This is a genomic window from Martinezella rhizogenes (assembly GCF_000799715.1).
Classification (GTDB): Bacteria; Pseudomonadota; Alphaproteobacteria; order Rhizobiales; family Rhizobiaceae; genus Rhizobium; species Rhizobium rhizogenes_C.
The window spans coordinates 880,408-900,028 of record NZ_JUHG01000013.1 but is presented as its reverse complement, the minus strand read 5'-3'; the positions used below and the strand labels follow the sequence as shown (position 1 = coordinate 900,028).

At 60.3% G+C, this 19,621-nt stretch carries 19 protein-coding genes; 16 read left to right on the top strand and 3 right to left on the bottom strand.

Annotation, left to right across the window (positions count from 1 at the left end; genetic code table 11):
- The first annotated feature begins 6 nt into the window (after window positions 1-6).
- Window positions 7-1,179, top strand: coding sequence for an LLM class flavin-dependent oxidoreductase (locus EX00_RS16060; protein WP_047459601.1), 1,173 nt, complete (start codon window positions 7-9; stop codon window positions 1,177-1,179).
- Window positions 1,180-1,404: 225 nt separating this feature from the next.
- On the opposite strand, the gene EX00_RS16055 is transcribed toward EX00_RS16060, so the two are convergent.
- Complete coding sequence (locus EX00_RS16055; RefSeq protein WP_047459598.1) at window positions 1,405-2,331, bottom strand: dihydrodipicolinate synthase family protein; 927 nt, start codon at window positions 2,329-2,331, stop codon at window positions 1,405-1,407.
- Between the two features lie 118 nt (window positions 2,332-2,449).
- Entirely contained in the window at window positions 2,450-3,235 is a 786-nt protein-coding gene (locus EX00_RS16050; RefSeq protein ID WP_047459595.1) for a LamB/YcsF family protein, read from the bottom strand.
- Window positions 3,236-3,425: 190 nt separating this feature from the next.
- Here EX00_RS16050 and EX00_RS16045 point away from each other — a divergent pair, with 190 nt between their 5' ends.
- The 10 genes from EX00_RS16045 (at window position 3,426) to EX00_RS16000 (ending at window position 13,035) form a co-directional block, all read left to right on the top strand.
- Window positions 3,426-4,403: a TRAP transporter substrate-binding protein gene (locus EX00_RS16045; RefSeq protein ID WP_047459593.1), complete on the top strand. Its 978-nt coding sequence runs from the start codon at window positions 3,426-3,428 to the stop codon at window positions 4,401-4,403.
- A 70-nt stretch (window positions 4,404-4,473) separates the two neighbouring features.
- A complete protein-coding gene (locus tag EX00_RS16040) occupies window positions 4,474-5,067 on the top strand; it encodes a TRAP transporter small permease subunit (protein WP_080761258.1) in 594 nt (197 codons plus the stop codon).
- A 5-nt stretch (window positions 5,068-5,072) separates the two neighbouring features.
- Window positions 5,073-6,371 (top strand): TRAP transporter large permease, encoded by a 1,299-nt coding sequence (locus tag EX00_RS16035; RefSeq protein ID WP_047459590.1) that lies wholly within the window; start codon window positions 5,073-5,075, stop codon window positions 6,369-6,371.
- A 310-nt stretch (window positions 6,372-6,681) separates the two neighbouring features.
- Window positions 6,682-7,407 (top strand): 5-oxoprolinase subunit PxpB, encoded by a 726-nt coding sequence (gene pxpB, locus EX00_RS16030; RefSeq protein ID WP_047459588.1) that lies wholly within the window; start codon window positions 6,682-6,684, stop codon window positions 7,405-7,407.
- Window positions 7,404-8,375, top strand: a complete 972-nt coding sequence (locus EX00_RS16025) for a 5-oxoprolinase subunit C family protein (protein WP_047459585.1) — start codon at window positions 7,404-7,406, stop codon at window positions 8,373-8,375. Before pxpB ends, EX00_RS16025 begins: the two co-directional genes overlap by 4 nt.
- On the top strand, window positions 8,372-9,016 hold the full coding sequence (locus EX00_RS16020) for a GntR family transcriptional regulator (RefSeq protein WP_047459581.1): 645 nt from the start codon (window positions 8,372-8,374) through the stop codon (window positions 9,014-9,016). Before EX00_RS16025 ends, EX00_RS16020 begins: the two co-directional genes overlap by 4 nt.
- On the top strand, window positions 9,013-9,960 hold the full coding sequence (locus tag EX00_RS16015) for an NAD(P)-dependent oxidoreductase (protein WP_047459578.1): 948 nt from the start codon (window positions 9,013-9,015) through the stop codon (window positions 9,958-9,960). The genes EX00_RS16020 and EX00_RS16015 overlap by 4 nt, the downstream gene beginning before the upstream one ends.
- Window positions 9,957-11,210, top strand: a complete 1,254-nt coding sequence (locus EX00_RS16010; protein WP_047459575.1) for a hydantoinase/carbamoylase family amidase — start codon at window positions 9,957-9,959, stop codon at window positions 11,208-11,210. Before EX00_RS16015 ends, EX00_RS16010 begins: the two co-directional genes overlap by 4 nt.
- The gene (locus tag EX00_RS16005; protein ID WP_047459572.1) at window positions 11,207-11,845 is read left to right on the top strand and encodes a GntR family transcriptional regulator; all 639 of its coding nucleotides are present in this window, start codon (window positions 11,207-11,209) and stop codon (window positions 11,843-11,845) included. Before EX00_RS16010 ends, EX00_RS16005 begins: the two co-directional genes overlap by 4 nt.
- A gap of 23 nt (window positions 11,846-11,868) precedes the next feature.
- Complete coding sequence (locus tag EX00_RS16000; RefSeq protein ID WP_047459571.1) at window positions 11,869-13,035, top strand: M24 family metallopeptidase; 1,167 nt, start codon at window positions 11,869-11,871, stop codon at window positions 13,033-13,035.
- A 24-nt stretch (window positions 13,036-13,059) separates the two neighbouring features.
- On the opposite strand, the gene EX00_RS15995 is transcribed toward EX00_RS16000, so the two are convergent.
- Window positions 13,060-14,238 carry a M24 family metallopeptidase gene (locus tag EX00_RS15995; protein ID WP_047459567.1) on the bottom strand — a complete coding sequence of 393 codons (1,179 nt, stop codon included), beginning with the start codon at window positions 14,236-14,238 and terminating at the stop codon, window positions 13,060-13,062.
- 581 nt (window positions 14,239-14,819) lie between these two features.
- On the opposite strand from EX00_RS15995, the gene EX00_RS15985 reads away from it, so the two are divergent.
- The 5 genes from EX00_RS15985 to EX00_RS15965 all read left to right on the top strand — a co-directional run bounded on the left by EX00_RS15985 (window position 14,820) and on the right by EX00_RS15965 (window position 19,387).
- Window positions 14,820-15,623, top strand: coding sequence for an amino acid ABC transporter ATP-binding protein (locus tag EX00_RS15985; protein WP_047459561.1), 804 nt, complete (start codon window positions 14,820-14,822; stop codon window positions 15,621-15,623).
- Complete coding sequence (locus EX00_RS15980; RefSeq protein WP_047459559.1) at window positions 15,620-16,279, top strand: amino acid ABC transporter permease; 660 nt, start codon at window positions 15,620-15,622, stop codon at window positions 16,277-16,279. The genes EX00_RS15985 and EX00_RS15980 overlap by 4 nt, the downstream gene beginning before the upstream one ends.
- Before the next feature lie 132 nt (window positions 16,280-16,411).
- Window positions 16,412-17,200: a transporter substrate-binding domain-containing protein gene (locus EX00_RS15975; RefSeq protein WP_047459556.1), complete on the top strand. Its 789-nt coding sequence runs from the start codon at window positions 16,412-16,414 to the stop codon at window positions 17,198-17,200.
- Window positions 17,201-17,831: 631 nt separating this feature from the next.
- Window positions 17,832-18,029: a hypothetical protein gene (locus tag EX00_RS15970; protein WP_047459553.1), complete on the top strand. Its 198-nt coding sequence runs from the start codon at window positions 17,832-17,834 to the stop codon at window positions 18,027-18,029.
- A gap of 443 nt (window positions 18,030-18,472) precedes the next feature.
- Window positions 18,473-19,387, top strand: a complete 915-nt coding sequence (locus EX00_RS15965) for a helix-turn-helix domain-containing protein (protein ID WP_047459550.1) — start codon at window positions 18,473-18,475, stop codon at window positions 19,385-19,387.
- The last annotated feature ends 234 nt before the right edge of the window (window positions 19,388-19,621 follow it).

Genomic DNA, 19,621 nt, shown 5'->3' with positions numbered 1-19,621 from the left:
CGGCTGATGTCGCAACCAGCTTTCGCGCAAACGCCACCAGTCAAGCTCACGTCACCGCTCGACCATGCCGACAGCCCTCTTTCGCAAGCGGTGAAACAGCCGCTGATGCTCGGCCTGTTCCTCAATCTGCAGGACATCAAGGTCACCAACCTGCCGACCAGCAACACCTGGACCTTCGACTACAATGCCAGGATCGTGCAGCAGGGGGAGGCACTCGGTTTCGAGCTTGCCTTCAGCCGTACGCAATGGCTGCCGAAGGGCGGCTATGACGGCGATGCCTCGCTCGATGCCTTCGTGGCGCTCGGCGCCATGGCGGCGATCACCAGCAAGATTTTGCTAATCTCGACGGTTCATGTCCTCTATGGCCCCTGGCATCCGCTGCATTTCGCCAAGTTCGGCGCAACGCTGGATCACATCTCAAAAGGCCGTTGGGGCGTGAATATCGTCACGGGGCATCGTGCCATCGAGCATGAGATGTTCGGCTGGCAGCGCATCGAACACGACAAGCGCTATGCCATGGCGGCGGAGTTCTTCGACGTGGTCCAGCGGTTATGGGCCGACAATGAAAACTATTCTTACGAAGGCCAGCTTTCACCCTGGAAACTCAGCAATGCCTATGTGACGCCGAAGCCACTTTATGGTCGGCCGGTGCTGGTCAATGCCACCGGCTCACCGGCGGGCATCGATTTCGCGGCGGGTTACTCCGATATCGTGTTCATCACGTCGCCAGGTGGTGCCCATATCGACTCCGCGCTTGAGACGCTGCCGGCCCACATCGCCAATATCCGTGATGCGGCGGCTGCAAAACAGCGCAGCGTGCGCACCCTGATCAATCCGATCATCATCAGTCGCGATACGGAAGCGGAAACGGCGCGCTATCTCGACGCTATCGTCTCCAACAAGCCGGCACCGGTTGGCCAGCAATTTGGGCGCTCGACCTATGACAGTGACGCGCATGCATGGCGAGGTCGTCTCAACAGTGCGAACAAGCAGGGTTATGGCCTGGGCGGCAATATCGAGATCATCGGTACGCCGGAGCAGGTGGTCGAACAATTGGTCGGCCTGAAGAGGGCGGGCATCGATGGAGTCCAGCTCGGCTTTCACGATTTCCAGGTGGATCTCGAGCATTTCGGCGAGCATATTCTGCCTTTGATGAAACAGGCGGGCTTGAGGCTCTGACGAAAGTGATGCTCCACTTTGAGCGGTGCATCACTGTATTTGGCTGAAGCCCGGCGAGATGCTCGATGGTCTCAACACGGCTAGGGCGCTGTCGGCTCACTTTTGCAGCTATTTAGCGACGGCAAAAGATATGGCTGTCATACCGGCCGTGCGGCAGGAACAGGAGTGGCCACACCCGCATCAGCGAAAACAGCTACCCTCCTGAATAGCGATGCTTGCGTCCAATCAGCAGTCCTTCAGCCTTCTTTCGGTGCGGGCCATCAACCGGTCGAGTTCGGCAATATCGGTTGCCGACAACTTCGGTCCCGGCGCGCGAGTTGCGGCACAGGCGATGGCACCGCGCCTCATCAGGATCGTCTTGCGCAGCGCAAGCCCGAAGCCCGGTTGCTGTTCATGCCTGAGGATCGGCAGGTAGCGGTCGAAGAGATCCTCTGCCTTGCCCTCTTCTCCGGCCGCATGGAGGCGCACAGTTTCCACCAGGGCCTCCGGATAGGCAAAACCGGTCATGGCGCCATCGGCGCCACGCGCCAGTTCCTGCGGCAAGTACAGCCCGCCATTGCCGCAAAGGATCGAAAGACGTGGGGAGCCCTTGCTTTCGGCGGCCCTCAACGTCGAAATCTTGGCGAGACCGGGGCAATCCTCGTGCTTCAGCATGACGATCTGCGGCAGTTCGCGCGTGAGTTCCAGGATGGTTCGCGCCGACACGGGGACGCCTGTTGCCTGCGGAAAATCCTGGAAGACGACCGGCACATCAGGGCCGAGCGCCTCGCAGACCTGGCCGAAATAGGCGATCACTCGATCCTCGCGCGCTGGCCCTCTATTGGGTGCCACCATGACGCCGGCCGCCCCCTTGTCCATCGCGTGGCGGGAGAGATCGGCTAGGTTGCCGAGCCCGGCATCGGAGACGCCGACAATGACGGGAAGCATTCCCGCCCGATCAATGATCCGGTCGATGACGGCGCGCCGCTCTTCCGGCGTCAGCGTGTCGGCCTCGCCCATCATGCCAAGGATGGTCAGCCCCGTGACATCTTTTTCAACATAGAAATCGATCAGGCGATCGAGGCTGGTGAAATCGATCGCACCCGTATCGGTAAAGGGTGTTGCCGCGATGATATAGACGCCCGAGGTGTTGCGATCGATCGATTGCGCCATCATTTCCCTCCTCAGATCGCGCTTGCGAGGCGGTCTAAACCGGCGGCGGAGGTGATCAAGGCCTCTGCCGCACCTTCGACAAGCCAGGCGCCATTCAAATAGACGATCCGGTTCAAGTTCAAATCCTTGATGACGGGGTGGTGAGAGCAAAGGGCGAGATCTGGATGCCCTCCCGCTGAAGCGCGCCGCGCAAGGCGCCCGCCATGGTGACGGCACCTGGCGTGTCGCCATGTACGCAAAGCGTGGCCGCCTCGACCGGCAGCTTCTTACCGCCAGTGGTCGGGATCATGCCGTCGCGAACCATGGAAAGAACCTGGTCGACACTCTGTTGCGGGTCATGAATGACCGCGCCGTCCACCTGCCGTGACGTCAGCGTACCGGCATCGGTGTATGTGCGGTCGGCATAGATCTCGCAGGCAATCCGCAGGCCGGCCTTTTCCGCCGCTTTCATGGTTTCGGAGTAGGGAAGGGTGATGAAGGCGAGGGAGGGGTCTACCATTTTGACGGCGCGTACGCAGACTGCTGCGAGTTCGGCATCCTCCGCCGCCATGTTGCCGAGGGAGCCATGGGTCTTGACGTGGGTGATGGGCCATCCGAGCGCGGCAGCCATGCCCTGGATCGCGGCGATCTGATAGATGATTTGCGCCTCGAGATCCTCCGGACGTTCGCCCGAAATGCGGCGCCGGCCAAAGCCGTAAAGATCCATGAAGGAAGGATGCGCGCCGATCGCCACGCCCTGCGCCTTGGCCGCAAGGATGGTGTCGCGCATGACGACTGGATCGCCAGCATGAAATCCGCAGGCGATGTTGGCTGTCGTGATCAGCGGCAGCATCGCCTTGTCGTCGCCGATCTTATAGGCGCCGAAACTCTCTCCCATATCGCAATTGAGATCGATCGTCTTCATCTCGGGTTTCCTCTTCCTGAAGCCGTATTCTACACCGCAGCATAAATTTTCATCGCTGCGTTGCATCGCACAAATTTTGCTCATATCATCCCGTTTTGCTGGACATACAATTGGTGTACTGAAATGGCAAGCCCAATGCTGTCCCGCAATTCTCATGACGATAAGAAAACGAGAGAAGGGGTTCTCCAGGATGAAAATCAGCATTGCAGCAATGGTCGCCGTCGCCGCACTCTTGGCCCAACCGGCGATGGCTGAAACGCAATGGGACATGTCGGTCGTCTGGCCGGAAAGCAATTTTCACACCAAGGATGCCATGAAGTTTGCCGATACCGTGAAAGAAGTCACGAAAGGCGACGTGGTTATTACGGTACATTCGGGCGGCGCGCTCGGCATCAAGGGGCCGGAGAGCATGGCGGCGGTGCGCGACGGCATCGTGCCGGTTGCCGACATGCTCATGAGCCAGCAGGTGGGCGAGGTCCCGTTCCTTGGCATCGAGACGCTGCCTTACATGGCGCCGACCATGCCGGATTTGGCGCTGCTGCACAAGTTCATCCGGCCAAAGGTCGAAGAGATCGCCACCTCGATGAACCAGAAGCTGCTTTACATGGTGCCGTGGCCCGGCCAGGCCGTCTATTCGTCCAAAAAAATCGAGAAACTGGCCGATCTTTCCGGGCTGAAGATCCGCGTGGTCGATGCGAACGGCCATGATTTCTTCGCCGCCCTTGGTGCTACGCCGCTACAGATGCCATGGGGTGACGTGGTTCCTTCACTCGCTGCCGGAACGATCAACGCGGTGACGACATCCTCCTCCTCCGGTGTCGATGGCGCCTTCTGGGAGTTCATGAAAAACATGAACACGTTCAACTGGCAGGCATCCAGCAATATCGTCACCGTCAACCTTGATGCCTGGAACCAGCTGACACCCGAAACGCAAAAAGCGATCGAGGGTGCCGCAAAGAAGCTCGAGGGAGAGTTCTGGCAGATCAGCCGGGCGGAGGACGAAAGCAAACTGGCGACCCTGAAGGAAAAAGGCATCACGGTTAGCGGCCCGTCGCCTGAATTGCAGGCGGTGCTGCTTGAACGCGCGCGCCCGCAGTGGGATGCCTTCAAGGCCCGCGTGCCGGACGCGGCACCCTATATCGACGCTTACCTGAAGATGCGCAACTAAGGCCTGGCAGGCCCAGGCCATCGCTCTTCGCGGTGGCCCTTCCCCATTCCGATTAACCTGGAGAAAGATGATGGAACTCCAGTCTGGAGAATCGTCGGTCGAAGCCGATAGCGTCTTGGCATCCGAAATTGCGGGTGTGAAAAAGCGTGCATGGCTATCGGGCACTCTCGGCGCGATCGATCGCGTTACCGACATAGGTAATATTTGCGCCGCATTGTGCCTTCTGGGGCTTTTTGCGCTGATCATCGCCGAACTGGTCGCCAGAAACATTTTCGGTACGTCGATCAGCTTCACCTGGGATGTCGCCGCATATCTGATGGGTGGTTGCTTCATGCTGGCGGCAGCGAGCGCGCTGAAGGCGGGTTCGCATGTGCGCGTTACGGCGATCGGCGAAATGCTGCCGCCGCGCGGGGGCTGGATGCTGGAAGTGGCAGCCTGCCTGATAGGGCTTGTCATCTGCATCGCGCTCAGCCGCGCGTTGGTCGACATGGCCTGGGTCTCCTTCATGCGCGGTTCGACGGCCTCGTCGGTCGTGCGCATTCCGCTTGTCTATCCGCAAGCGCTGTTGGCTGCCGGATCGCTGCTGATGACCTTGCAAATGATAGCGCAATCGCTGCGGCTTCTTCGCGGGGAGAAGCTTGCCACCGGCCCGGGACTGGAGTGATACCAATGGGACAAATAGCATTCAGCCTTCTCGGGCTCATGACGCTCATCCTCGGCACCGGCGTCTGGATCGGCCTCGGGCTGATCGGAACCGGTGGTGCGCTGCTGGCGCTCTTCAGGCCTGCAATACCCTTTGGCAAGCTGCTCGCGCAGCAGGTGTGGAATACCCTGGTTTCGCCTGAATTGCTGGCGCTGCCGCTGTTCATCTTCATGGCCGAGGTGCTCTTCCGCACAAAAATCTCGGAGGCGCTGTTTTCGGGGCTCGCACCGTGGCTGCGCCGGGTGCCTGGGCGGCTCGGGCATATCACCGTCATGGGCTGTACATTGTTCGCGTCGGTGTGCGGCTCGTCGGCGGCGACCACCGCGACGGTTGGCCGGATCACGGCGAAGGAGCTTCTCGCGCGCGGCTATAACCGCGACCTCGTCACCGGTAGCCTTGCCGGAGCCGGCACGCTCGGTTTTCTCATTCCGCCCTCCACCATTATGATTATCTATGGTGTCATGGCTGAGGAATCGATCCTTCGCCTGTTCATGGCCGGCATCCTGCCGGGGCTTTTGATGGCGCTCGCCTATATGGGCTATATCGGTTTTCGAGCCATTCTCGATCCCACCATGGTCGGGGAAGCGCCGCCCTCGACGCGTTTCATCGATAAACTGAAGGCACTGAAGGACCTCGCGCCGCTGCTGGTCCTCATTCTCGGCGTCATTGGTTCGATGTATGGCGGGATAGCTTCGCCCACGGAGGCTGCCGCCGTCGGTGTCGCCGCGGCAATCGTCATCGGCTTCTTTCAGAGAACACTGACGCTTGACGGGCTCATGCAGTCGGCGCGTCAGGCCGCCGATTCCTGCGCCATGATCGGTCTCATCATGATTGGAGCGGTCTTGCTTTCAACCGCGATCGGCTATCTCGGGCTGCCAGGATACATCGCCGGCATGATCCAGGGTTGGGGGCTGTCGCCCTTGATGCTGATCGTCGTCCTGCTTGTCTTCTACATCCTGCTAGGAACGGTCATGGAAGGTTTCGGCTGTATCGTGATGACGCTTCCGATCACGCTGCCGCTCGTGACGGCTGCGGGCTATAGCAAGGTCTGGTTCGGCATCTTCATCGTCATCGTCGTGGAAATGGCGCAGATATCTCCACCGGTGGGCTTTAACCTGACGGTTATCCAGAGGCTGACGGGCGATAGCATGGCGCGCATCACGCGCGCGACACTGCCGTTTTTCTTCATCATGGTGGCCTTCGTCATCCTGATCGCGGTCTTCCCGGAAATTGTGACGGTCGTTCCCAATATGATGGCGCGATGATCGAGAGTACGCAAGAGCCGGTGAGGTGGCCGATCCCGCCGCCGGCCTTGCGCGATCGGTGAAGCATGCGGTCACCTGATTTTCTGTTTGGATGGCTTTCATCAGGCGCCGTTGGCGCCTGATGCCCGAGTACAATCGGCGCAGATAATTTAACGCCACTCAGTTGCATTGCGTAAAATCTGCTCCTATCATCCAAACCACACTTGACATACAGTTGGTATACTGAAATGGCAGGATCAGCGTAAGGCCTGAAACGTCCGGTAAGCCGGCGTTGTTTCGAGCCTGGTATATTTGAAGGATTCTGGGCGTCATGGCAGAAAAGCCTCCGCGCATTCTTGCCTGCGGTGACAGCGCTCTTTCGGTCGAACTGTCGGATGAGATCGACGAGGCGGTGAATACACGCGTGATCGCGCTGGCCAAGGATCTGGCCAGCAATCCGCTTGCTGGCATCTTGGAAACAGTCCCAACATATCGCTCGCTCATGGTCGTCTACGATCCCTGCATCGTGCGCGGGCAAACGTTGGCGCTGGACCTTCGAAAGCGCCTGCAGGAGTTGCCGGTCGGGGAGCACACTGCTCGACACTTCCGTCTGCCGGTACTTTACGGCGGGCCTGTCGGCATGGATCTGGAAGAGCTTGCCGCCATGAAGGACATGAGCCCGGCGGCGCTTGTTTCTATTCACGCCACGGCCGAATACCGAGTGTATATGATCGGCTTTGCGCCGGGCTTTGCCTATCTTGGCGGCTTGCCGGAGATCCTTCACACGCCGCGGCTTGCCAATCCGCGTCAGCGGATCGAGGCGAGTGCGATCGGTATCGGGGGCAAGCAGGCAAGCATCAATTCCGTACCGGGGCCAAGCGGTTGGCGCTTCATCGGCCGCACGCCGCTGAAGCTGTTCGATCCGGCGCGCAAGGATCCCTTCCTGTTGCGGGCCGGCGATCGCGTGCGTTTCCGGCCGATCGAGGCGGCGGAGGCCGCCGAACTCGATGCGGCTGTTGCCGCCGGGAAGACGATTGTGGAGCCCGAAGCCACATGACCAGCTTGCGCATCAGACAGGCGGGGCCGATGGTCACGGTGCAGGATTTGGGCCGGGAAGGGCTTCTGTCCGCCGGGGTCTCGCGTTCCGGGCCGATGGATATACCGTCCTTCCGGATCGCCAATGCGCTTGTCGGCAATTCACAGGAGGCCGCGGCGCTGGAATTTGCCGGCGTTGGCGGCGCTTTCGAGGTGTTCGAGCCCGTCCGGATCGCTGTTACCGGTGGCGCTGTCGATATTCATATCGATGGCGCGCCGATGCACCCTTGGGAAAGCTATGACCTCATGCCCGGCGCAGTCCTTGCGATCGGCGGACTGAAGGATTCCGTCTGGGGTTATCTGGCTGTCTCGGGCGGGATCGATACCCCGCCCGTTCTCGGCGCGCGCGCCACGCATCTGCGCTCGGGCCTGGGCGGTCACGAGGGACGGCGGCTTCAGGCGGGGGACCTGTTGCCCCTCGGCCGGGCCACAGCCGCGCCACTTCTTGCCTTGCGGCAGCTTTGGCGGCGTTCGAACAGGGCCATTCGGGTCGTTAGCGGTCCGCAGGACGATTATTTCGACGCCGAGGCTTGGCGCATCTTCCTGACGGAAGCCTTTGTCGTCTCTGCAAGCCGGGATCGCATGGCGCAGATGCTGGACGGTCCGCAGCTTTGCGCTGCGCGTGGTCATGACATCGTGTCCGACGGCACCGTTGCCGGCTCCATCCAGGTGCCGGGTTCCGGACGGCCGATCGTGCTGATGGCGGAGCGCCAGACGACGGGCGGCTATGCGAAGATCGCGACGGTCGCATCCGTCGATCTGCCCCGGTTGGCGCAGACGCAAAGCGGGCGGGCCATCTTTTTCAAGTGCATCTCGCGGGACCATGCGGAAGAGCTTCTGATTGCCGAGAAGGGCGCTCTGCAGGGCATTCTTTCCGGCCTCACGGAAAAATCGGCAACCGGCACGTTTTCGGAAGGATCTTCGTCATGAATCAACCGCTTGCCAAACAGGCCTATGGAAAGATCATCGAAATGATCCTGTCCGGGGCGCTGACGCCGGGCGATCCGCTGCAGGAGGCTAAACTCGGCGAAGCGCTCGACATGTCGCGTACACCGGTGCGTGAGGCCATCAAGCGGATCGAGGCTGAAGGGCTTGCCGTTCAGGAAGGCCGTTTCCTGCGGGTACGGCAGCTTGCCGCCGAGGAAGTCGAGGAGATCTTTTTTCTGCGCCGCATCTTGGAATCGTCCTGCGCTCGCGCCGCCACGACGATCGCCCACGCCGTGCTCGACACATTGGAAAACCGCGTTCGCGCATTGCAGCGAGAGGGACCGGGCGATGGGGACGAGCAGCGCCGCGTCGACGATGATTTCCACCGCGCTCTCGCCGCTGCGGCAGGCAGCGACATGATGATCCGCACGATCGGCGACCTGCGCCGGCGGACCTGCATGTTTGACCACACACAGGTGCCCGACCGCTTCCTCAAGGGCTGCGAGGAGCATCTCGACATGATTGCCGCCCTGCGCGCCGGTGACGGAGAAAAGGCTGGGCTGCTGATGGCCGCTCACATTACGCATGCACGCGACGCAATTCTTGAACGCTTGAACGCTCCCGCGGAAAGAAAAGATCGATGAAGTGCCTGATCGTCCAACCGGTCCATGCCGACGGTCTCGCGGTCCTCAAGCAGGCCGGTATCGAACCCATCCTGTGCCCCGTGTCCGACATGGAGACCATCGCTCGAATGATCCCGGGTTGCGATGCGGTGATTACGCGCGATGCGGGGCTTTCGGCTTGCGCGATCCGAGCAAGTGATGTGCTGCGGGTCATCGTTGTCCACGGTGCCGGTCATGATGCCGTTGACAAGGATGCCGCCAGCGAGCGGGGGATCATCGTCTGCAACACGCCCGGCGCAAACGCCCGTTCCGTCTCGGAGCTCGCTCTTGGCCTGGCACTTGCCGCCGCACGCCGAATTCCCGCTGCCGATCGCAGCGAACGCGCCGGGACGGCTGGCTTCCGGGAATTGGAGACCTTTGCCGAACTTTCGGGCAAAACGGCGTTGATCGTCGGCTGGGGCGCGACCGGCGCGGGCCTTGGCCATATGCTGAAGGCGGCGCTCGACATGCGGGTTCTGGTCTATTCGCCCCGCGTCGCCGATATCGGCGATTTCCAGCGGGTCCAAACACTTGCCGCGGGGCTCGGCGAGGCCGATCTCATCTCGCTGCACACGCCTTTGCGGCCGGAGACGCGCGGTCTGATTGGAACCGAAGCCTTATTTCAGGTGAAGAATGGCGCCATTCTGATCAACACCGCAAGGGCTGGACTTGTCGATGAAGCCGCCCTTGCTGGTGCGCTCGCTTCGGGTCGGATCGCGGCGGCTGGCCTCGACGTCTACTCGCATGATGCGCCTCGCGGGCCGCTTGCCGCCTCGGCCCGCGTTATCTTCACCCCTCATCTCGGCGGCACGACGGTCGAAGCCTTGCGCCGGGTCGCTATCGGCGCGGCGCGCAATGTGCTGACAGCTCTTTCCGGGCAACGGCCCGCGACAACCCTCAACGAATTGAGACAGGTAATCGCATGAGCAGCATTATTCGCGGTACGATTGATCGTCTCCTTGATCGCATCAATGCCATCTCCGCGCCGGGACCGGGCTATACGCGTCCATCTTATAGCCCGCTCGAAAGCCAGGCGCACCGTGTCGTTGCCGAGGAAGCCGCGACGCTGGGCTTGACCGTCACGAAGGATGCCGGGCTCAACCTGTTTGCTCGCCTGCCGGGTCGCGACCGCAACGCGCCGGCGCTCTATATCGGTTCCCATGTCGACACTGTACCCATGGGCGGTGCCTATGATGGCGCGGCTGGCATTGCAGGCGCCATGGCGCTTGCTGCCGCCTTCGTTGAAAGCGGCAAGGCGCCTCCGGTCGATCTCGTCGTCACCGTGACGCGGGCGGAAGAAAGCGTCTGGTTCCCGGTGTCCTATATCGGCTCACGGGCGGCACTGGGCAGGTTGACGGCCGCTGAGATGGATGCCAAGCGCACCGATACCGGCCGCACGCTTGCCGATCATATGCGTGAGGAAGGCGGCGATCCCGATGCCATCCTTCGCGGCCCGCATCTCACCCCGGCACGCTTCGTCGAACTCCATATCGAACAGGGGCCGGTGCTTGAAAATGCAGGCGAAGCCTTTGCCGTGGTGCACGGGGTTCGCGGCGGCCTGCGCTACCGGGAGGCACGTATTGACGGCACCTGGGCTCATTCCGGCGGCGCGCCACGCGCGGCCCGCGCCGATGCGGTCTTCGCATTCGCCGATCTGGTGGTTGCCATGGACAAGCACTGGGGCGAGATTCTCCAGGAGGGACATGATCTCGCCGTCACCTTTGGCCGCGTTGATGCCGCCACACCGGAACATGCCTTTGCCAAGGTGCCGGGCCGGGTGGATTTCTGCGTCGATTTGCGCAGCGACGATCCCGCTGTCCTCGAACGCATGGACGGGCTTTTGAAGGCTCATATCGCCGTCATCGAGGCTGCGCGCGGGGTGCGCTTCGTGCTTGGATCCCAGTCGCGCAGCCAGCCGACCAAACTGTCCCTGGCGCTCGGCGACGAGATTGCCGCTGCCTCGCAAAACCTTGGTTTCACCCCTCGGCGGATGCTGTCCGGCGGCGGGCACGACGCGGCGGCCTTTGCACAGGCTGGCTGGGAATCGGTCATGATTTTCCTGCGCAACTGGAATGGAAGTCACAATCCGCACGAGGGCATGGATGCTGGGGATCTTGCGGCGGCGGTCGGAGCGCTGCATGCCGCCTGGGCCGAACAAAAGGATATCAGAGCATGAGCGAGAAGGAGACTTTGGCTCAGCAGGCATACAAGGATCTCAAGCAGCGTATTCTCGAAGGCGCTTTCACAGCCGGCGACGTGTTGACGGAGCGCGCATTGGCACTCGATTCCGGCATTTCACGCACGCCGTTGCGGGCGGCGATTTCTCGCCTGGAGAAGGAGGATGTCATCTCGCGATTGGCCAATGGCGCACTGATGGTGCGGACCGTGACCGTGGAGCAGCTTCTGGAAATCGTGCAGATCCGCAGACTGCTCGAGGCGGCGGCCGCCGCCCGCGCGGCTGAGCGTCCTTTAACGCCAGCGCTTGAAAAATCGCGCGAAACGATGCGTGCCTATGCCGAAGGCAGCGATGTCGCCTTCGATCGTTTCTGGCTTGATGACGACGATTTTCACGTCGCCGTCGCTGAGGCTGCGGGGTTGAGCCTTCTGCCGAGCATGCTGGCGGAAATGCGAAGCATAGCGCGGCGCTGCACCATCACCCGCACTCATGATCGCTTCAGCGAGCAGGCGCGCGAGCACATCGCGGTTATCGATGCCATCGAGGCTGGTGATCCTGCGCGCGCCCGCGCTGCCATGGAAACCCATTTCGATAGCGTGCGCACCCGTTTCCTGGGCTGGCTTGCTCGCCCGTAATTCAACTAGGTGACTCTCATTTAATGCATGAATTTGCTGATATCCGTGGCTGTGAGGCCGCCTTTCCGGAGATCGAGTTCGCCGGCCGCCAGGCCCGTGCGCGCGCTGCCGTCTCAGCCGCGGATCACGAGGCCCTGATCGTGACTGGGCCTGAAACCATCTACTGGCTGACGGGCCGCCAGACTGCCGGCTATTTCGCTTTCCAGGCTCTCGTTCTGCCATCGAAGGGCGAGCCGATCCTGCTCGTGCGGCAACTCGAACTTGCCGGCGCCACGGCCAATACCTGGCTTCACGATATCGTTGCCTATCAGGATGGTGAGGATCCGGCCGATGCCTTGGTGCGGCTTCTGCGGGAGCGCGGCATTACGCAGCCGGCGATGGAGCTGGCCGGCTGGTTCGTCTCACCACGTCTCGCCGGACGCATTGCCCGCGGGTTTGGTGTCGAGGAGCTGCCCGACGGCTCATCGCTTCTGCCGCCGCTCAGGGCCGTCAAATCGCCAGCCGAGCTTGACGCGATCCGTGCTGCCGCGCGCTATGCGCAATCGGGACTTTCCGCCGGCATAGCCGCCTGCGCTGCCGGTTCAGACGAAAATGTGATAGCGGCGGCAATGCTGGCTAACGCGACTTTGGCTGGTTCCGAAACCATGGCGATGGAACCGCTTGTCTCCTCGGGGCCTCGCAGCGGCCTGCCGCATATGACGTGGCGGCGGCGGACACTCGAGCCCGGCGACGCCGTCTTCCTGGAGCTTGCGGCTAGCCACGCGCGATACCATGCCGCATTGATGCGCACGGTCTGGATCGGGGCGCCTCCGGCCGAGGCGAGCCGCATGATGGATTGCGCGCTTAGGGCGCTTGATGCCGCACTGGGAGCGATCAGGCCAGGTGTTCCCTGTTGGTTGCCCCATAAAGCCGCCCAGAAGGTCATCGATGCGGAGGGATACACACCCGCTTTTCGCAAGCGCATCGGCTATTCGATGGGGATTGCCTTCGCGCCAGATTGGGGCGAGGGCGAGATCCTTAGCCTGTTCACGGGCGTCGACCGGCTCATCGAGCCCGGCATGGTCTTCCATCTGCCGGCGACATTGCGCAGCTATGGCGCATGGACCGTGGGCGCCTCCGAAACCGTCATCGTGACGGAAACAGGTATCGAGCCATTGTCGACGCTCCCGCGCGAGCTGACGATCCGATAGCAGCCGAAGGGGCAACCTCTTTTCCTACCAGAAGAAGCTCGGCGACTTCGTGAGAAGCTCGTTGCCGTCCTCGCCGATGATCAGAATGTCTTCGAAGAAGGCCGCTCCAACGCCGTCGAGCGAGAGGAAGGATTCAACGCCGAAGACCATGTTCTTCTCCACGATGTCGTTCGGCTGCGACATGCTGGTGGAAATGCGCGGCAGCTCGAAGCCGAGCCCGATGCCGTGGCCGTAGAATGGAAAATTCTTCATGATGGCCGAGACGGAGCCACCGAAGGCGGCAGTCATGCGGTCGCCCTCGGCTGCCACGTCGAGAAGCTTCGCGCCCGGCCGCACCATGTCCGACAGATGATGCACGATGCCGGCGGCGGCTTCGATCAGCCGGCGTTGTTCCGCATTCGGCGTTCCGCGCACGGCGGTGCGACCGGGATCGAGATAATAGCCCTGATGGAAAGCGGCGTGGATCGTGCCGGTGACGATGTCGCCGGGCTGCGGCGTGTCCGTACTGTAGCCGGTCAGCGGGAAGCGCTGGTCGAAGCCGAGCGTATCCCCGTGGTTGGTGCCGATCATCTGCAGGCGCCCGCCCCGGCGCACCACCTCGCGCGCCGCTTCGCCTGCTGCCTCGCGCTCCGACAAGCCGCCGGTCAGGCCCTCCATGAGAATGTTGAGGCTGGCGGTCGCGGCCTCGCCGGCGATCCTGTAGCAATCGAGTTCGCGCGCACTTTTGATGCGCCGGACGGAGCGGACGAGGTCATCGGCCGGAACCCATTCGATCTCGGGCGCTCCTTCCTCGAGCTGCCGGTAGTATTTGATCGGAATGAAATTGGTGCCGACCAGCGCGACGCGGCCCGAAACGCCCCGGTCAACCAGCGTCTTGGCCAAGCCGCTGAACGGATGGGTGTGACAGTGCACGTCTTCGATCGAAACAAGATCGCGACGCGGTTCCGGCTCGTCGATGTGTAGCTGGGGCTCCTTGCCCTGCTGCAAAATGATGCCGGAAAAGGATCGCGCCGACCAGATGAGCGAATCCATGCCGCCGCTGATCGCATAGTGATTGGAAAGATAAAGAATATCGCCGCAATTGTCGGTGGTGCCGCCGCCGCGTCCGAAGACGACAGCGGTTTCGAAGCCGCGAGCGCGCATCTCGGCGAGCACGCCCGCCCATCGCGCCTCATATTCGTCGAGTGGAAAGTATCGGGCCATGTTTCGTCTCTCCAATGGCGATGCGCAAAAGCGGCATCGTGTGCAGTCGGTCGTTCGATGGGCAAGCAGTCCTTGCGGCCCATTGCCTTACCGGTTTTCGCCGTTCATCCGCCTGTGCGCCACAGGCAAATGGCTTCACGCGAAAGGCGCTCGATATTTCAGTACACCAATAGTATTCATTCGTTAATGGAGCAGGAATGCCCCGTCAAGCTCGCCTGTGGCGTGCCTGAGGCAACAAGGCGCTAATAGCCGCCGCCTGCCTAAATCGCAGTCATCCGCAGCGCTAAATTTATGCATTTCGGTGAATATTTTTGCGGTAAATTATTGAATTATATACTTGAATTCCAGTGGTATACTGAATACGGTGAATTCAGGATTTAGATCTAGGCGGGCGATGACATGGGGAAATGCCCTGTTTTCGACTCTGTCGCGTCGCCAGGTGAGTTGGAAATGAATGAACGTCCCGAAATTGTTCCAGCCGAGCGAGATTGCGTCGCTGCCATACGGATTGGCCAGGTCGGAGAGGTCGCCGGCATCCGTTCCATGAGGATTTTCGGTGAATTTTCCGGGGAGGCCGGAGCATGATGGAGCCCCTCCTGTCATTGCGCGACATTCGCAAAAGCTTTGGCGAGAATGAAGTCCTTAAGGGCGTTTCTCTGGATGTGGCCACGGGCGAGGTGGTCTCGATCATCGGTGCCAGCGGTTCCGGAAAAAGTACGTTCCTTCGATCGATCAATGGTCTGGAGATGCCGCAATCGGGCTTCATGGATTTTGGCGATCTGTCCTTCGATTTCCGCAGGGAATCCCGGTTTTTCCCGACAATGGTACAATTGCAGTCGCTGCGGGCTCGCGTCGGCATGGTCTTTCAGAGCTACAATCTGTGGCCGCATATGACGGTTCTGCAAAATGTGACGCATGCGCCGGTGAAGCTGCTCAAGCTACCGCGCGCCCAGGCGATCGCAGAGGCGGAGGCGCTGCTGTCGCGCATTGGGCTCTACGAGAAGCGCCACAGCTATCCCGCACGCTTGTCCGGCGGCCAGCAGCAACGCGTGGCGATCGTCCGGGCGTTGGCGATGAAGCCACGGTTGATGCTCTTCGACGAGGTGACGTCGGCGCTCGATCCGGAGCTTGTGCATGAGGTGTTGGTGTTGATGGCATCGCTTGCGGCGGAGGGGATGACGATGCTGCTCGTCACCCACGAAATAGCATTTGCGCGCGACGTATCTTCCCGCGTCCTGTTCTTTGACAAGGGTGTGATTGCGGAATCCGGCTCGCCCGACATTCTGCGCAAGCCCGAAAGCGACCGGTTGCGGCAGTTCCTTCACCGTATTCTGCATGACGAGCTGACCTCTGGCGATGCTGTCGACGGAGGTCGTCAGCCATGACGCAGGATTTTCTGAGTGAGGTCTCGCTCTATGGTCCGGGTTTTTTCTATGCCGCCTGGACCGTGTTTTGGCTGACGATCCTCACCATCGTCGTGAGCTGGGCATGCGGCCTCGCCGCTGCCATTGGTCACGGCTCAAAGTGGAAGGCAGCGCGCATGGCCTCCGCCTTCTATATCTGGTTCATCCGCGGCACGCCGACCCTCATCCAGGTCTTCATCATCTATTTCGGCCTGCCCCAGTTCGGCATCCGCTTGTCGCCATTCACCGCGGGCGTCTTCTCGCTCGGCCTCAACAGCGGCGCCTATGTGGCCGAGATCGTGCGCGCCGGTCTCTCGGCAATTCCGCGCGGCCAGACGGAATCGGCGCTGGCGCTCGGCTTCAGTCCGGCCGAGACCATGCGCAGCATCATCCTGCCGCAGGTCTTCCGCATCATCCTTCCGGCCATCACCAATGAGGCGATCTCGACGCTTAAAAATACGTCACTGCTTTCCACGATCACGGTCGTGGAGCTGACCCTCTACGCTCAGACCTTGATTGCGGCCACTTTCCGCCCGTTCGAATTCTACATTGCGGTCGCCGTCATCTATCTGTTGCTGACGACCGTCTTGACACAGCTGGCGGCCTGGCTGGAGCGACACTATGCGAAGCTGAGTTGATCCCGCCGGGAAAGCCGGTCCTCGGATCGGGCAAACCCGCGCACGGTGGATGCGCTCGGCCGCGGGGATCTCCGCGTCGCACGCGTAGAGAAGAGTGCACATTATAGACAAAATAAACAAAGGGAACGAACCATGACATTCAAAGCTATCGCATTCGCCGTGGCGGTCGTCGCCGCACTCGCCGCAAAGGCACCGGCTTCGGCCGCGGGTCTCGAAATTCTCGAGGCCGGCAAATTGCAGGTCGCCACCGAAGGCACCTTTGCGCCCTTCAGCATGCGCGCACCCGACGGCACGCTCGACGGGTTGGAAATCCGCGTCATGCAGGAAGTTGCCAAGCGCATTGGCCTGACCTACACGCCCGTGCTGATCAAGTGGGATTCGCTGCTGGTCGGGCTCCAGGCAGACCAGTATGATGTCATCAGCGCTTCGATGGACATTACCGCCGAGCGCCAGAAGAAGGTGACCTTCTCCAATGGCTGGCTGGAATCCGGCGGCCGCATCGTCATTCCGAAGGGCTCCGCCATCAAGACCGCGGCCGATCTCAAGGGCAAGACGGTTGGCGCGCTGGTTTCCTCCACCTTCGCCAAAATCGGCGAGGACAATGGTGCTACCGTCAAGGGCTATAAGGCCGAGGCCGATGCGCTTCAGGATCTAGCCAACGGCAATATCGACGCTGTCATCACCGACGCGATCGCCGCCGGCTATGTGATCAAGACCGCTCATATGCCGTTCGAGGTCACACAGGACTATGTGAGCCACATCCAGAAAGGCTTTGCCTTCAAGAAGGGTAAGCCGGAACTGGTGAAGGCCGTCAACAAGGCGCTTGCCGATATGGTGGCCGACGGGACCTATGCGAAGTTGACCACCGACTTGATCGGCTTCGACCCGGCTCCCAAAGATCCTATCAAGTCCCTCGAATAGCTCGCCGGCGGACCTTTACCGTAGCCATCGCGGCCGGGTCTCTTGACGAGGCCCGGCCAATTTGTTGCGAGCTGGAAGCCATTTCCAGCATTCGAGCCCGTTGCCCCATATGGCGACGTCATCCATCCCAGTTCGATTAACGGCACGGATGGCGGGATCCGACATCTCGTCCGTCTGGCGCGCTATAGGCGACAGAGCGGATCATGGGTTGTTTGGGTCATAAACCCATATCCCAATGGCGGACACACCAAGTTTACGATGCCTAGCAATCACTATCGTCTGGGTACTCTCTAAGCCGACCAAGGTTGATTTCCAATACACGAGCCCTTATCACGGCTCCCTATCGAGCGGAGCGCCAATGCCCGCAGCAACCCGTATGACATCATACGAATCGCGGCCGCTCCTGTCGCGGGTCGCCCAACAGAAATATTGCGATCTCTGGTATTTAAGGAGTTTGTTCCATTAAGTGTGAAGTCATATCTTGAAACCATCGTCAGCCACGTCAAGGGGGAAAGCATAGATCCGGTGCGATCTGGTTTTTTCTTGCGGGACTTCTATGTTTCGTTCTAGATTTATCTTATATTATAAATAGGATAACCGATATATATTGCTCGCGTGGGGAGCGCTAAGAGTGGAATTCAACTTCGCCGAACCTCCAGTAGAAGACGCAGATATCGACATCTCGATCGAGTGCCAGCGCCAATTGGCACCCATCGTTCATGAAATCGTTCAGATGGCGCTTGCCGCCGGATGGAATCGGAAGGATGTCCTTCTGGCATTAGCGGATCTCGCATGGGATCTGTACGAGGAAGGTCGCGACGATCTTTAGCATTAGAGCGCTTCTGCGCCTCCATGAAGCGTTGAAGCGCTCTATCTCTTTGTTTTGATGCAATTGCGGACGGAAAACCGCAGCACACTTTTCCTGGAGTTGCTCCAAGAGATCAATTGACGACCGGTCTCGTCACCGCGCTACGTGATAGCGGCGCAGCCATCGCTTGTATTTATTAGATTATTCGCAATAATACCGGCAAAAAAGCGACAGGTTGAAGTGAAAATTGGACTAAATTTCCTTATCACCAATCTTTCTTTTTGCCTTTACACAATTCTTCTTCACAATCCAATAATCCGCCCTATTTGAAGTTTGCGTGATACGCCGACTTTGCGGGCGGCGTTGAACAAGCGGTGTTGGGGAACAGATGACTTCAAGCAACAATTGAAGTCTGGCTGCTTGCGCAGGCGTATAGGATTTCGTTCGGGCGGGGCGATGAAAGTATGAATGATACGGAAGAGGCTCGGGAACGGGCCGATTACCGGCGCGTTAATCGGGAGCGGGCCGATCGATACGTCTTTGACATAATTCCGGAGACCGCAGGCCCCAGAAAGGCCACCATGCGGGGGAGCGTGATACACTCCGTCCGCAGTCCTGGGTCGCAGACGTTCCTGGCCAAGGAGCATGCTGTGGGAATTGTGTTGTCCCCCGCGCCCAGGTTGAGAGCCTCGCTCGGCAGCGACAGGATCACGGAGTACGACGCACCGGTTGGCTGTGTCGCCATTAATCCCGCGGGCATGGATAGTAGCCTCGCCTGGTCGGAAACCAGAGAAAATCTTATCATAGCGATACCTCCGGAAACGCTGTCCGAGCTGGCTCTTCAGGAGCTCGATCTCGCCAATGTTGAGCTTCAGCCACCTGCTTTTGGCACCGTCGACCTTCGAGCCCTCGACATCGCCCGAAGGATTTCCGTCGAATTAACTGGGAAGGCCACTCCGAATGAACTCTATCTGGATTCGCTGGTTACCCTATTCGGTGTTCATCTGCTTCGTAGCTACGCGCGCCCCATGAAACAAGTTTCATTGCCCAAGGGAGGACTCTCCGCCAAAAGCGCTCGGCGCGTGGAAGAGTATCTCCGTGAACATTTTACCCGAAAGATACATGTCGCCGAACTCGCGGCGGTCGCGGGTATTTCACCGAACCATTTCATCTTGCGGTTTGCCAGGACGTTTGGCATGCCGCCGCATCGGTATCTGATCAACCTGCGCCTGGACTTCGCCGAAAAGCTGCTCGTCGACGGCGAGATCGCTATTGCCGAAATCGCCTATATGTCTGGATTTTCGGACCAAAGCCATTTGGCCACCACGATGAAGCGCTACAGGGGAAAGACGCCGACAGAGCTGCGATTCGCGAGCTAGATGCGAGCTTGAACGCAGACCCCCGAGCAGATCCGGCCGAGCCGATTTTCCAGACTTGCCGCCGAAAACGCTTGCCCAGGGAAGGTCAGGCGTGACGAACGCTATTCCGTCCGATTCTCGGATGGCGGCGGGCGCTACCCTCGCCATATCATTAAAATATTAGCGTCCTGAAGTAAGTGTGGCAAAGCTGATACACCCGTCGCTGGCTAAGCAAAAAACCGTAGTTTTCTAAAA

Coding starts and splice junctions, on each gene's coding strand:
- EX00_RS16060 (WP_047459601.1), top strand. CDS start 7: ATGTCGCAACCAGCTTTCGCGCAAACGCCACCAGTCAAGCTCACGTCA.
- EX00_RS16055 (WP_047459598.1), bottom strand. CDS start 2,331: ATGGCGCAATCGATCGATCGCAACACCTCGGGCGTCTATATCATCGCG.
- EX00_RS16050 (WP_047459595.1), bottom strand. CDS start 3,235: ATGAAGACGATCGATCTCAATTGCGATATGGGAGAGAGTTTCGGCGCC.
- EX00_RS16045 (WP_047459593.1), top strand. CDS start 3,426: ATGAAAATCAGCATTGCAGCAATGGTCGCCGTCGCCGCACTCTTGGCC.
- EX00_RS16040 (WP_080761258.1), top strand. CDS start 4,474: ATGGAACTCCAGTCTGGAGAATCGTCGGTCGAAGCCGATAGCGTCTTG.
- EX00_RS16035 (WP_047459590.1), top strand. CDS start 5,073: ATGGGACAAATAGCATTCAGCCTTCTCGGGCTCATGACGCTCATCCTC.
- pxpB (WP_047459588.1), top strand. CDS start 6,682: ATGGCAGAAAAGCCTCCGCGCATTCTTGCCTGCGGTGACAGCGCTCTT.
- EX00_RS16025 (WP_047459585.1), top strand. CDS start 7,404: ATGACCAGCTTGCGCATCAGACAGGCGGGGCCGATGGTCACGGTGCAG.
- EX00_RS16020 (WP_047459581.1), top strand. CDS start 8,372: ATGAATCAACCGCTTGCCAAACAGGCCTATGGAAAGATCATCGAAATG.
- EX00_RS16015 (WP_047459578.1), top strand. CDS start 9,013: ATGAAGTGCCTGATCGTCCAACCGGTCCATGCCGACGGTCTCGCGGTC.
- EX00_RS16010 (WP_047459575.1), top strand. CDS start 9,957: ATGAGCAGCATTATTCGCGGTACGATTGATCGTCTCCTTGATCGCATC.
- EX00_RS16005 (WP_047459572.1), top strand. CDS start 11,207: ATGAGCGAGAAGGAGACTTTGGCTCAGCAGGCATACAAGGATCTCAAG.
- EX00_RS16000 (WP_047459571.1), top strand. CDS start 11,869: ATGCATGAATTTGCTGATATCCGTGGCTGTGAGGCCGCCTTTCCGGAG.
- EX00_RS15995 (WP_047459567.1), bottom strand. CDS start 14,238: ATGGCCCGATACTTTCCACTCGACGAATATGAGGCGCGATGGGCGGGC.
- EX00_RS15985 (WP_047459561.1), top strand. CDS start 14,820: ATGATGGAGCCCCTCCTGTCATTGCGCGACATTCGCAAAAGCTTTGGC.
- EX00_RS15980 (WP_047459559.1), top strand. CDS start 15,620: ATGACGCAGGATTTTCTGAGTGAGGTCTCGCTCTATGGTCCGGGTTTT.
- EX00_RS15975 (WP_047459556.1), top strand. CDS start 16,412: ATGACATTCAAAGCTATCGCATTCGCCGTGGCGGTCGTCGCCGCACTC.
- EX00_RS15965 (WP_047459550.1), top strand. CDS start 18,473: ATGAATGATACGGAAGAGGCTCGGGAACGGGCCGATTACCGGCGCGTT.